This is a genomic window from Amycolatopsis albidoflavus, from assembly GCF_039525725.1.
Taxonomy (GTDB): domain Bacteria; phylum Actinomycetota; class Actinomycetes; order Mycobacteriales; family Pseudonocardiaceae; genus Amycolatopsis; species Amycolatopsis albidoflava.
Map to the genome: position 1 here is coordinate 211,855 of NZ_BAAAHV010000023.1, position 12,669 is coordinate 224,523.

The following is a 12,669-nucleotide window of genomic DNA, read 5'->3' on the forward strand; positions in this document are numbered from 1 at the left end:
ACGCCGCTAAGCCTTCCGCCGCCAGATCAGCCGCGTGAGCGTCCCCGCCACTGCCGCCGGAGCAGGCTGCCGTGGCCGTTTCTTGGCTTCTGGCGCGGATTCCGGCATCACTCGGTACACGAGATGCGCCGCGAACCGCGCGAGGTCCGGCGTCGCCAGCGAGGCCAGTTCCGCGGCCCGGCCCTCGGGCAGGCTCAGGATCTGCGGCCGCCGCTCGATCGCCTTCACCACCAGCGCCGCGGCGCGCTCCGGCGAACTCGCGGGCAGCCCGCGGTACGACCCGGTCGGCGCGATCATGTCCGTGCGCACCAACGGCATCCGGACCGACGAGAACGTCACGCCGTCGGACAGCGTCTCGCGGCCGGCGGTCAGGCTGAACTCCTCGAGCGCCGCTTTTGAAGCCAGATAAGCGGAAAAGCGCGGGGTGTCGGTCTGCAGGCCCTGCGTGGTGACGTTCACGACGTGGCCGTACCGGCGTTCGGTCATCGACGGCAGCAGGCCGAGGATCAGCCGCACCGGGCCGAAGTAGTTGATGGCCATGGTGCGTTCGTAGTCGTGGAACCGCTCCGTCGACAGTTGCACCGAGCGTCGGATGGACCGTCCGGCGTTGTTCACCAAGACGTCGACCGCGCCGTGGTCGGCGAGGACGGCCTTCACGAGACCGTCAACCGCGTCGCCGTCGGTGAGGTCGCATGGGTACGTCGATGCTTCGCCGCCAGCCGCGGTGATTTCGCTACGCACGTCTTCGAGTTCTTCGACGCGCCGCGCGACGAGAAGCACCTTCGCCCCGCGACGCGCGACAGCAAGCGCTGAAGCACGGCCGATGCCGGACGAAGCTCCGGTAATGAGGACAACGCGTCCTTCGAGCCCTGGACGGCGAGCGTGGTCTGGGTCGAGGTGCGCGCGCCAGTACCGGTACAGCGGTTCGGCGTAGTCGCGAAGCTCGGGAAGGTGGACACCGCTGCCGTACAGCTCCGAAGTAGTGCGCGAGGTGTCGAACTCCACCTCCATGTTCAGGTGGGGGAGTACTTCGAGCGGAATTCCCAGCTCGGTCAACACTGCTGCGCGCGTCGCACGTCCAGTCGGCAGGCGGTCCACAGCGGTCGCGAGACGGGACGCTGTTGTGCGAAGCAGACCAGACGGCACAGTCCTGCGTACGCGTGGCGCTCCGGCGACACGGGCGAAGGCGTTGTAGACCTTGTGCAGCTTCTGCGGTCGCGGCGAAGCGAGGTGATACGTACTGCCTGAAGGCGCTTCGCGGTGCATGAGGCTTTCCATCGCGGCGACGACATAGTCGACCGGGACGAGGTTGGTAGCCCCGAAGTCGGGCGCGACGAGCGGAAGCTGCTTCGGCAGCGCAGCGAGACGCGAGATGGCGGGCAGGAAGTAGTACGGACCGTCGATCTTGTCCATCTCGCCGGTGCGCGAATCGCCGACGACCGCCGAGGGCCGGTAGACGCGGAACGGCACGTCGGACTGTTCGCGGACCAGCTTCTCGGCCTCGAACTTCGTGGCGTGGTACGGAGAACTGAAGGACTGGCCGAGGTCGAAGTCGGCTTCGGTGAACCGGCCGGCGTGATCGCCCGCGACGGCGATGGACGAAACGTGGTGCAGCAGTCCCGCTCCGGCGGCTGCGGCGAAGGCGATCAGGTTCCGGGTGCCCTCGACGTTCGCGGCCCGGTTGGCCGCGTCGTCGGCGGTGAAGTCGTAGATCGCGCCGAGGTGGACGACGTGATCGATCCCGCCGGCCCCGTCGTAGCCGGCCGGGTCGAGGCCGAGCAGCGGTTCGGTGAGGTCGCCGACGGCGGGGACCAGGCGGTCGGCATGCGGCCAGTCCCGCGCTATCTCGGCGAGGCGGTCGCGCGAGGTGTTGCGGACGAGCACGTGGACGGCGGTCGTGTCCCGCCGTGCGAGCAACCGGGCGACCAGGCGCTTCCCGAGGAAGCCCGTCGCGCCCGTGACGAAGTAGGTGGTCATGGCCGGCACCTTTCGGGGTCTGCGGGTGCCGACTCTACCTACTCATGAGTAGGAACGGTAGTTGTCAGTCGGTTCCGGTGCGTCGCGCCGACGTCGCGGTGGCCACCACGGCGTCGCGCAGGGCCGCGCGCAGCCGCCCGACCTCCAGCGGCCCCAGCACCGCCGCCTCTCCCGGCGGCGCGACCAGCACGACCTTGTCGTCACTGCTCACGAACACCGTCACGTCCCGGCGCCTGCCCGCCAGGTCCCGGCAGCCGACCGTCCACTCGTTCCGCACCGCACTGTCGTCCCGCGCTGTCACGACCCTCGCCCTCCGATCACGTAGCACCCGTGTCCTTCGTGCGGGGGTGTGACCGGGCCCTCGGGGGCGGCTTACGCCGGTTCACCCGAATTGCCTACTGGCCGGTTTTCCACGGGGTGTGACCGGCCGGATACCGGAGTAGCGTCGGCCACCGCACGCCGCGGGCACTCAGGAGGACGGATGTCGGAACCTCGGAAAATCGTCGTCGTCGGATCCGGACTGGCCGGGGCCACCGCGGCCGCGACAGTCCGAGAACGCGGTTTCGACGGCGACGTCCTGCTGCTCGGAGCGGACACGCACCGGCCGTACGAGCTGCCGCCGCTGTCGAAAGCCGTCCTGCTCGGCAACGCCGACGAACCAGACTGGGTGCGCGACGAGGGCTACTGGGACGAGCACGACATCCGGCTGCTCTCCGGCACCACCGCGACCCGAGTCGAACTGGGCGCACGTCTGGTCCTAGACGACGCTGGCGACGAACACCGCTACGACCGTCTTGTCCTAGCGACCGGCTCGCGCCCGCGGACATTGAAGGTGCCCGGAGGCGACCTGCCGGGCCTCTACACGCTTCGCACTCTCGATGACGCACTGAGGCTGCGCGCGGCCTTCGAAGCAGCGAAGCGAGTACTGATCGTCGGAGCGGGCTGGATCGGCACCGAAGCCGCCGCTGCCGCGCGTACGCACGGTGCCGAGGTGACTGTGGTCGCTCCGGAGAATCTGCCGCTCGCCAATGTCCTCGGCGACGAAGTTGCCCGGGCGTTCTACCGTCTGCACGAAGAACACGGCGTGCAGTGGCGTCTCGGCGAAGGCGTCGCAGGGATCACCGGTGACACGGCAGCGACCGGCGTCCGGCTGTCGAACGGCGAAGAGCTGTACGCCGACGTTGTGCTTATCGCGGTCGGTGCCGCCCCTCGCGTCGAGCTGGCGCACGCCGCCGGACTGGAGCTGGCAGACGACGGCGGCGTCGACGTCGATGCGGGCCTGCGTACAGCGGCACCTGACGTCTACGCGATCGGCGACATCGCCTCAGAGTTCCATCCGCGCTACGGCCGCCGCGTACGCGTCGAGCACTGGGCGACAGCGCGTACGCAGGGCGAGCACGTGGCGGCGAACCTCTTTGGCGCGAACGAGCCGTACTTGAACAGCCCGTACTTCTTCTCCGACCAATACGACCCGGACCGCGGCGGCCCCGCGATCGGCTGCGAGTACCGCGGCCTGCCCGTCTTGGACCGGGACCGCGTCGTCGTGCGCGGCGACCTCGAGGCTTACGACTTCACCGCGTTCTGGGTGACGCCGGGCGGCGAGGTTTCGGCCGCGATGAACGTGAACCAGTGGGACGACGGCGACGCGCTGCAGAAACTGGTCGACGAACGCATCGCGGTCACCGACGACCAGCTGCGGAGCGGGAATCTCGCCGACTTGGGCTGACCGTCAGCGTCGCGAACGACAGCAAGGCGAGCACCCCGAAACCGGCCATCGTGGCGGTCATCGGCACCGCCGTGCCAGAACCGCCGAGCCCGACCAGCGGCGTCGCGATCCCGCCGATCGCGAACTGCAGCACGCCCAGCAGCGCGGACGCCGAACCCGCCGTGCGCGCGTGCCCGGCGAGGGCGAGCGAGCTGGCGTTCGGACTGATGATTCCGATGCAGGACACCATGAGCAGCAACGGAATCAGCAACGCTGGCAACGGGAGCCGCAGAACGGCTGCCGCGAGGGTGATGAGGCCGGAAATCGTCGACACGGTCAGCCCCGCGCGCAGCAGCGTCCGCTCCGGGAGCCGTCCGACGAGCCACCCGTTGAGCTGCCCGGCGAGCACGATGCCGACGCCGTTGAGCCCGAACACGACGCTGTACTCCTGCGGGCTCAGGCGGTAAACGTCCTGCAGCGCGAACGACGAACCCGAGATGTACGCGAACAGCGCGGCGAAATTCAGCCCCGCGGTGAGCGCGTAGCCGAGAAACGTGCGGTCGGTGAGGAGCCGTCCGTACGTGCGAAGCACCCCGCCCAGCCGCGCCGGATGCCGACGCTCGACCGGCAGTGGTTCCGGAAGCGCGAACGCGACCGCGCCGAGCAGCAGCGCACCGAACCCGGTGAGGACGACGAACACGCCGCGCCAGGACGTGAACGTGAGCAACTGCCCGCCGAGCACCGGAGCGAGAATCGGCGCGAGCCCGTTGACGAGCAGGAGCAGCGAGAAGAACTTCGTCATCGCGGTGCCGGTGTAGAGATCGCGAACGGCCGCGCGGGCGATCACGATCCCCGCCGCCGCGCCGAGCGCCTGAACGCTCCGCGCGGCGATCAGCAATTCCACGCCCGGACTCGCCGCCGCCGCGACCGACCCGGCGATGTACAGCCCGAGCCCGACCAGCAACGGCGGCCGCCGCCCGAAGGAATCCGACAACGGCCCGGCGATGATCTGCCCTACCGCGAGCCCGACGACGAACGCGGTGAGCGTCAACTGGACGGTGGTGTCGGAGGCCTGGAAATCGCCCGCCATCCGGGGGAGGGCGGGGAGGTACATGTCGATGGAGAGGGGTCCGAAGGCGGAGAGGCCGCCGAGGATGAGGAGACGTCGGATCTTGCCTTGACCGGGGTGCTCGGGGAGGGTGGCGGTGTGTTCGACGTGCTCCGTGCTGGGCCGGGCCGCGGTGGAGTGATCGGCTGCGGAATGCTCCGGCGTGGTGCGGCTTGCGGTGGAGTGATCCGCCGCAGGGTGATCGGGCGCGGAGTGTTCAGGCGCAGAGTGATCCGCTGCGGAGTGATCCGCCGCGGAATGATCAAGAGCTGCCTGTTTGGCCGCCGAATAATCCGCAGCGGAACTCTTCGTCGCGAGCAGCCACGCGCCGTCCGGCAACGGCACTGCCCGCTCAGCGGCACACCACTCGTCGTCCGCGCTGATCTCCGGGGCGCCAACCGCGCCGGGACTGTCCCGGCGATCTCGCCGAGTCTCGTCGCCGGTCTTGTGCGCCTCGTCCTTGTCGCTGATGCCCTGCCGACCCGGTGCGTCGAGGAGGTTTCGATGCCCGCGCGGCTTTTCGCCGCCGGTCTCTTGCACCCCGCTCTCATCGCCGACGCCCCGCCCGCCCGCCGGGTCGGGGCTGTCTCCGTGCCCGAGCGGTTTTTCGCTGCCGGTCTCGCGCATCTCGTCCTTGTAGCCGATGCCCTGCCGACCCGCCGGGCCGGGGCGGTCTCGGCGCCCGGGCGGGTTTTCGCTGCCGGTCCCGCGCACCCCGTTCTCGCCACCGACGCCCCGCCCACCCGCCGCGTCGGAGCTGTCTCGGGAACCGCGCCCCTCCGCTTCCCCAGATCCGCCGCTGCCCGCCCTCAACTCGCCGCCTTCCCCTCCGCCGTGAGAAGCCGAACCCCCAGCCGTCCGCCGCCGCGGTCCAGTCGCGTCATCCGGTTCCATCCGCGCCGCACCGTCTTCCTCGTCCTGGCGGGACGTCCCCGCCAGGACGAGTGTCCGTTATCCACCTGGCAGCCCGGTGATCGGATCAATTTCCCGACCAAATCCCGCTTCCCTCTAGATCTGCCGCCCACCCATGCGCTATACATCGGATGTATCGCGAAGCGGGTGTCGAGAGAGGGGTTCGTCCGTGCGGTTTGTGCGTCTCGGGGCAGCGGGGGCTGAGCGTCCGTTCGTCCGTGCCGGTGACGGCACCCTCCACGACCTCTCCGGGGTCACGCCGGACATCGACGGCGCGTTCCTCGCCGGCAATGGGCCGGCGAAGGCCTCGCGGGCGCTCGCGGCCGGGGAACTGCCGGTCGTCGACGGGGCCGGGCTGCGGGTCGGCGCGCCGATCGCCGCGCCGGGCAAGATCGTCTGCATCGGCATGAATTACCGCCGTCACGCCGAGGAAACCGGCGCGGCCGTGCCGACCGAACCGGTGCTGTTCATGAAGGCTCCCGACGTGATGGTCGGACCGTTCGACGAGGTGCTCGTCCCGCGCGGTTCCACGGCTACCGACTGGGAGGTCGAACTCGGCGTCGTCATCGGGAAAACCGCGCGCTATCTGGAAAGTGCGGACGAGGCGCTGGCGCACGTCGCCGGATATGTCGTGTCCAACGACGTCTCCGAGCGCGATTTCCAGCTGAACCGCGGCGGCCAGTGGGACAAGGGCAAGAACTGCGAGACCTTCAACCCGCTCGGCCCGGAGCTGGTCACCGCCGACGAGATCCCCGACCCGCAGGCGCTCGGCCTGCGCACCTGGGTCAACGGCGAGAAGGTGCAGGATTCGTCCACAAAGGACATGGTGTTCGGCGTCGCCGAGATCATCCATTACCTGAGCCAGTTCATGGTGCTGCGCCCCGGCGACCTGATCAACACCGGCACCCCCGAAGGCGTCGCGCTCGGGCAGCCCGAGCCGAAGCCGTACCTGCGCGCGGGCGACGTCGTCGAGTTGGAAATCGACGGCCTCGGCAAGCAGCGCCAGACCTTCGGGCAGGCCTGACATGGCGAAAATCGTGGCCATGGAGGTCCGGGACGTCCGGTTCCCGACGTCGCGCGACCTCGACGGTTCGGACGCGATGAACCCGGATCCCGACTATTCGGCGGCTTACGTCGAATTGCACACCGACGCCGGACCGGACGGCTACGGTCTCGCGTTCACCATCGGCCGCGGCAACGACGTGCAGGCCGCCGCGATCCGCGCGCTCGCACCGCATGTGGTCGGTCGCGACGTGCCGGAGGACGCGGAAGCGCTCGGCGCGCTGTCGCGGGATTTGGTCGGCGACTCGCAATTTCGTTGGCTGGGGCCGGAAAAAGGCGTCGCGCACATGGCGATCGGCGCGATCGTCAACGCCGCGTGGGACCTCGCCGCACGCCGTGCCGGACTGCCGTTGTGGAAGTTCGCGTCGCGGATGACGCCGGAAGAGCTGGTGTCCCTTGTGGACTTCCGGTATCTCTCGGACGCGCTCACCGAACAAGAAGCGCTCGACATTTTGCGCGCTGCTGAATCCGGGAAAGCCGAACGGATCGCCAAGCTGGAGGCTGACGGCTATCGCGCGTACAGCACGTCGGCGGGCTGGCTCGGCTACTCCGACGCGAAACTGGTGCGGCTGGCCGAACAAGCTGTCGCCGACGGGTTTGAGATGATCAAACTGAAGGTCGGCGGGAATCTCGAGGACGATGTCCGGCGGATGAAACTGGCCCGCGAGACCGTCGGGGCGGACATCCGGATCGCCGTCGACGCGAACCAGCGCTGGGATGTCGCGACAGCAGTGTCGTGGATGACCGCTCTGGCACCGTTCGATCCATATTGGATTGAAGAACCGACCTCGCCGGACGACGTCCTCGGCCACGCGGCCATCGCGAAGGCGCTCGCACCCATCAAGGTCGCCACCGGTGAGCATGTCCAAAACCGCGTGGTGTTCAAGCAATTGCTGCAGGCTGGTGCGATCGACGTGCTCCAGTTGGACGCCGCGCGCGTCGGCGGAGTGAACGAGAATCTTGCGATCCTGTTGCTGGCAGCGAAATTCGGTGTTCCGGTGTGTCCGCACGCCGGTGGTGTCGGGCTGTGCGAGCTGGTGCGGCATCTGTCCATGTTCGACTTCGTGGCAGTGTCCGGTTCGGACGAAGACCGCAGCATCGAATGGGTCGACCACCTGCACGACCACTTCACCGATCCGGCCGTCGTGCGCGACGGCCGCTACCTCGCCCCGACCTTGCCGGGCTTTTCCGCGCGCATGCACGACGCTACGCTGCGCCGGTTCAGCTTCCCGGACGGTCCTGAATGGACGGAGAACGCGCAGTGAGCGAATTCGACGGCCTGGTCGCCGCGGTCACCGGCGGCGCGTCGGGAATCGGCCTGGCCACGGCGAACCTGCTGGCCCAGCGCGGCGCGCAGGTGGCGGTGCTCGACCTCAAGACCGACGAGGTTCCCGAGCCGCTGACCGGATTCCGCTGCGACGTGACGTCCGACGCCGAGGTTCGCGCCGCTGTCGACGCGGTGGTCGAACGCTTCGGCCGGCTCGACATCCTGATCAACAACGCGGGAATCGGCGCGCAGGGCGATGTCACCGCGAACGACGACAATGAATGGCACCGCGCGTACGACGTGAACGTGGTCGGCATGGTGCGCACGGCCCGGGCTGCCTTGCCGCATTTGAAAAACTCGCCTGCGGCGGCGGTCGTGAACACCTGCTCGATCGCCGCGTGGGCCGGATTGCCCGCGCGGGCCCTGTACTCGGCCACGAAAGGCGCGGTGCTGTCGCTGACCCTCGCGATGGCCACCGACCACCTGCCGGACCGGATCCGCGTCAACTGCGTGTGCCCCGGCACCGCGGACACCCCGTGGGTCGGCAGGCTGCTCGACACCGCCGCGGACCCGTCGGCCGAGCGGGAGGCGCTCGCCGCCCGCCAGCCGATGGGGCGGCTGGTGACCGCGGACGAGGTCGCGAACGCGATCGCGTACCTGGCCAGCCCGCTTTCGGCATCGACTACCGGCACCGCGCTCGCGGTGGACGGCGGCATGTACGGCCTGCGCCCGCGCGGACCCGTGCAGAACTGATCTGCTCAGCCAAGAAGGCCTGTCATCAAGGAGGATGCGGTGCGTACGAAGGTGATCCGGCTGGCCGCCGCGGTGGCCGCCTGCGGTTTGGTGCTCGGTGCGTGCGGGTCCACTAAGGACAAACCGGCGGCCGCGGCGGGCGGCGGCGGCACCGGCAAGGTCGGGGCGACGCTGCCCCTGCTGACCTCGCCGTTCTGGCAGGCCTACAACAAATACGTGCCGCAGATGGCGAAAGAGCAAGGGCTCGACGCGCTGCCCACGGTGAACGCCGACAGCGATCCGGCGAAGCTCATCACCGACATCGGCACGCTGCTCAACCAGGGTGTCAAGGGGCTCGTCGTCACGCCGCTCGACTCGGCCGCCGTCGTCGCCGGGTTGAAGCAGGCGGAAAACAAGGGCGTCCCGGTGGTCGCGGTGGACGTCGCGCCGGAGAGCGGCAAGGTCGCGATGGTGGTCCGCGCGGACAACAAGGCGTACGGAACCAAGGCGTGCGACGAAATCGGCAAGCGCGTGAAGAGCGGCAAGGTCGTTCAGGTGATGGGCGACCTGGCGTCGGTCAACGGCCGCGACCGGTCGGCGGCGTTCCGCGAGTGCATGAAGCAGAAGTACCCGGACGTCAAGGTGCTCGAGGTCGCTGCCGAATGGAAGGCGGACAAGGCTTCGTCCGGTTTGGACAGTCTGCTGACCGCGAACCCGGACATCAAGGGCGTCTACATGCAGGCGGGCGGCGTTTACCTCGCGCCGACCGAGCAGGCGCTCAAGCGCAAGAACCTGTTCTTCCCGGTCGGCGATCCGAAGCACGTGGTGCTGGTGAGCAACGACGGCATCCCGCAGGAACTCACCGCGATCCGCAACGGCGAACTCGACGCGACCGTTTCGCAGCCTGCGGACGCCTACGCCAAGTACGGCATGTACTGGCTGAAGAAGGCGATGGCGGGCGAGACGTTCAAGCCAGGCCCGACCGACCACGACTCCACGATCGTCGAGATCAGCCCCGGCATCCTGGAAGACCAGCTGCCCGCGCCGGTCGTGACCAAGGACAACGTGGACGACAAAGCGTTGTGGGGTAACAACCTGTGAGCGCGCCGGTAGTGCAGGCGGACGGCGTCGGGAAGCGGTACGGGCCAACCGTGGCGCTGCACGACGTCAGCCTCACCGTGCGGCCCGGCGAGTCACACGCACTCGTCGGCCGCAACGGGGCGGGCAAGTCCACCCTGGTGTCCATCCTCACTGGACTGTCCGAAACGGACACCGGCAGTGTTTCCTTCGGCGGCGTCCGTGCTCCTTCGCTGTCCAAACAGGACGACTGGAAGGCGCACGTGGCGTGCGTGTATCAGCACGCGATGGTGGTGCCGCAGCTGACGGTCGCGGAGAATCTTTTCCTGAACCGGCAGGCGCAGGGCGGATTCTCGATCGGCTGGAAGAAGCTGCGTCGTCAGGCGCGAGAGCTGCTGGACTCCTGGGACGTCCGGGTCGATGTGGACACTCCGGCTGGCGATCTGTCCGTTGAGGACCGTCAGTTCGTCGAAATCGCTCGTGCGTTGAGTTACGGCGCTCGGTTCATCGTGCTGGACGAACCGACCGCGCAGCTGGACAGCCAAGCCATCGAGCGGCTTTTCGACCGCATGCGGCAAATGCAGGAGAACGGCGTCACCTTCCTGTTCATCTCGCATCACCTGCACGAGGTTTACGAGGTGTGCCAAGCGGTTACCGTCCTGCGCGACGCCCGGCACGTGCTCACCGCGCCCGTCTCAGAGGTCAGCCGCGCGGCGCTGGTCGACGCGATGACGGGGGAGCAAGGCGGCCTCGCCGTGCGCGACGCTGCCACCCGCGACCCGCTGGCGGTGGACGCCGAAGAGGTGCTCACCGTCGATGATCTGTCCGGCGACGGTTTCCATGACGTCTCGCTTCGGGTCCATCGCGGCGAGGTGGTCGGCCTCGCTGGCAGCAACGCGAGCGGCAAACACCAGGTCGCCGAGACGGTCTACGGCCTGCGTGCACCCACTTCAGGAACTATTGCGGTAGACGGAAAACGCTTGCCAGCCGGTGATATCCCCGCTGCCCTGCGCGCAGGAATCGGCTGTGTTCCAAGGGATCGGCATCACGAAGGTCTCGTGCTGGAACATTCCATTATGGACAACGCGACCCTGTCCGTGCTCGACCGGATGGGCCGCGGCGGCCTGGCGTCCCCGAAGGTCCGCCGCGAACGCGGAGCACGCGCTTTGAGCGATTACGACATCGTGGCCGCCAGTCCGGACCAGCCAGTTTCGGACCTGTCCGGCGGAAATCAGCAAAAAGTAGTGCTCGCCAGGGCACTGGAGAGCGACCCGCGCGTGGTGGTGCTGATCAATCCCACCGCGGGAGTGGATGTGAAGTCGAAGGAGGCCCTGCTCGCGGTCGTGGACCGGGTGCGGGCCGAGGGGAAGGCGGTGCTGCTCGTGAGCGACGAGCTGGACGATCTGCGCCTGGCCGACCGGGTGCTGGTGCTGCGCGCCGGCGGGGTGGCCGCCGTCCATCAGGCCGGCTGGTCCGACGGGGATCTGGTGGCGGATATCGAAGGAGTCGGGCTCCATGACTGACCTGATGAGCGACCCGCAGACGGCGCTGCCCGCGGTGCGCGCGAAGCGCCGGAAGTCGGCGTGGCTGCGAGAACTGGCGCTGCTGCCCGCGCTCGTGGTGGTGTTCGTGATCGGCGGGCTGATCAGCGACACGTTCTTCACCTTCGACAACATCATCAGCATCCTCTCCGCGGCGGCCGCGCTGTCGCTGGTCGTGCTGGGCGAGTCGCTGGTGCTGCTGACCGGCAAGTTCGACCTGTCGCTGGAATCCACGATGGGCATCGCTCCCGCGATCGGCGCGATGCTGGTCATCCCGGCGGCGTCCTCCGGCTTCGGCACCGAATGGCCCTCGGTGCTCGGCCTGGTGGCGATCCCCGTGGTGGGCGCGTTGATCGGTTTCGTGAACGGCTTCCTGATCGTGAAGCTGAAGCTGAACGCGTTCATCGTGACGCTGGCGATGCTGACTGTCCTGCGCGGAACCCAGATCGGCACGACGAACGGCAAGACGCTTTTCGACCAGCTGGACGCCTTCACCGCCTTGGCGACGACGACGTTCGCCGGACTGCCCATGTCGGTGTGGCTCGCGGCGGTGCTGTTCGTGGTCTTCGGGCTGGGCCTGCGCTACCACCGAGTCGGCCGCTCACTGTACGCAATCGGCGGCAACCGGGAAGCGGCACGGGCCGCGGGCATCCGGGTGGACCGGATCTCGTGGGCGGTGTTCGTGGTAGCAGGCGTGCTGGCGGCCATCGGCGGCCTCGCGTACACGGGCTACGTCGGCGCTCTCGGCGCCGACCAGGGTGACGGCCTGATCCTGCAGGTGTTCGCCGCCGCGGTAATCGGCGGTGTCTCCCTGGACGGCGGCCGAGGGACCTTGGTCGGGGCGCTGACCGGCGTGCTGTTGCTGCAGTCGGTGGACAGTCTGCTGCGCATCGCCCAGGTCCCGGCGGAATGGCTGAAGGCGATTTACGGCGGGATCATCCTGATCGCGTTGATCATCAGCCGGTATGCCGGCGGAAAGCCCCAGACCTGATCGGCGGAGGTTCGGTGATCATCCGACCTTCTCGGCTTGTCGGCCTGGCGGGTGGCTTGGTGGGCGGCGTGGTGGTTGGCCTGGCGGGTGGCTTGGTGGGTGGTGTGGTGGCTGGCTTGGTGGGTGGTGTGGTGGCTGGCCGGGCTGGCGGCTTGGTGGGCGGTGTGGTGGTTGGCCTGGCGGGTGGCTTGGTGGGCGGTTTGGTCGCTGGCCGGGCTGGCGGCTTGTGGGGCGGCAACCGGGCGGGTTGTCCGATCGGCAGCCCGTGGAGCGGTCCGGCGAGCGGCCGGTTGGCAG

The 12,669-nt window shown here is 68.6% G+C and carries 10 protein-coding genes; 7 read left to right on the top strand and 3 right to left on the bottom strand.

What is annotated here, in order from left to right; translation table 11 throughout:
* Positions 1-6: 6 nt before the first annotated feature.
* Both ABD156_RS38210 and ABD156_RS38215 read right to left on the bottom strand, forming a co-directional pair.
* On the bottom strand, positions 7-1,977 hold the full coding sequence (locus ABD156_RS38210) for an SDR family oxidoreductase (RefSeq protein WP_344285906.1): 1,971 nt from the start codon (positions 1,975-1,977) through the stop codon (positions 7-9).
* A 64-nt stretch (positions 1,978-2,041) separates the two neighbouring features.
* A complete protein-coding gene (locus tag ABD156_RS38215; protein WP_037810157.1) occupies positions 2,042-2,278 on the bottom strand; it encodes a hypothetical protein in 237 nt (78 codons plus the stop codon).
* A 180-nt stretch (positions 2,279-2,458) separates the two neighbouring features.
* Between ABD156_RS38215 and ABD156_RS38220 the strand changes: the two genes are divergently transcribed.
* Positions 2,459-3,703: an NAD(P)/FAD-dependent oxidoreductase gene (locus ABD156_RS38220; protein WP_344285909.1), complete on the top strand. Its 1,245-nt coding sequence runs from the start codon at positions 2,459-2,461 to the stop codon at positions 3,701-3,703.
* On the opposite strand, the gene ABD156_RS38225 is transcribed toward ABD156_RS38220, so the two are convergent.
* A complete protein-coding gene (locus ABD156_RS38225; RefSeq protein WP_344286104.1) occupies positions 3,657-4,853 on the bottom strand; it encodes a Bcr/CflA family multidrug efflux MFS transporter in 1,197 nt (398 codons plus the stop codon). The genes ABD156_RS38220 and ABD156_RS38225 overlap by 47 nt on opposite strands.
* A gap of 1,018 nt (positions 4,854-5,871) precedes the next feature.
* Here ABD156_RS38225 and ABD156_RS38230 point away from each other — a divergent pair.
* The 6 genes from ABD156_RS38230 to ABD156_RS38255 are packed head-to-tail and all read left to right on the top strand — an operon-like array spanning position 5,872 to position 12,372.
* A complete protein-coding gene (locus ABD156_RS38230) occupies positions 5,872-6,726 on the top strand; it encodes a fumarylacetoacetate hydrolase family protein (RefSeq protein ID WP_344285911.1) in 855 nt (284 codons plus the stop codon).
* A 1-nt stretch (position 6,727) separates the two neighbouring features.
* On the top strand, positions 6,728-8,029 hold the full coding sequence (locus ABD156_RS38235; protein ID WP_344285913.1) for an enolase C-terminal domain-like protein: 1,302 nt from the start codon (positions 6,728-6,730) through the stop codon (positions 8,027-8,029).
* A complete protein-coding gene (locus ABD156_RS38240; protein ID WP_344285914.1) occupies positions 8,026-8,784 on the top strand; it encodes an SDR family NAD(P)-dependent oxidoreductase in 759 nt (252 codons plus the stop codon). The genes ABD156_RS38235 and ABD156_RS38240 overlap by 4 nt, the downstream gene beginning before the upstream one ends.
* A 39-nt stretch (positions 8,785-8,823) precedes the next feature.
* On the top strand, positions 8,824-9,864 hold the full coding sequence (locus ABD156_RS38245) for a sugar ABC transporter substrate-binding protein (protein ID WP_377926069.1): 1,041 nt from the start codon (positions 8,824-8,826) through the stop codon (positions 9,862-9,864).
* Complete coding sequence (locus ABD156_RS38250; protein ID WP_344285915.1) at positions 9,861-11,363, top strand: sugar ABC transporter ATP-binding protein; 1,503 nt, start codon at positions 9,861-9,863, stop codon at positions 11,361-11,363. The genes ABD156_RS38245 and ABD156_RS38250 overlap by 4 nt, the downstream gene beginning before the upstream one ends.
* On the top strand, positions 11,356-12,372 hold the full coding sequence (locus ABD156_RS38255) for an ABC transporter permease (protein WP_344285916.1): 1,017 nt from the start codon (positions 11,356-11,358) through the stop codon (positions 12,370-12,372). Before ABD156_RS38250 ends, ABD156_RS38255 begins: the two co-directional genes overlap by 8 nt.
* Positions 12,373-12,669: the final 297 nt, after the last annotated feature.

Bases quoted from the DNA above. Each gene is read 5' to 3' on its own strand.
- ABD156_RS38220 (WP_344285909.1), top strand. From the start codon at position 2,459: ATGTCGGAACCTCGGAAAATCGTCGTCGTCGGATCCGGACTGGCCGGG.
- ABD156_RS38235 (WP_344285913.1), top strand. From the start codon at position 6,728: ATGGCGAAAATCGTGGCCATGGAGGTCCGGGACGTCCGGTTCCCGACG.
- ABD156_RS38210 (WP_344285906.1), bottom strand. From the start codon at position 1,977: ATGACCACCTACTTCGTCACGGGCGCGACGGGCTTCCTCGGGAAGCGC.
- ABD156_RS38255 (WP_344285916.1), top strand. From the start codon at position 11,356: ATGACTGACCTGATGAGCGACCCGCAGACGGCGCTGCCCGCGGTGCGC.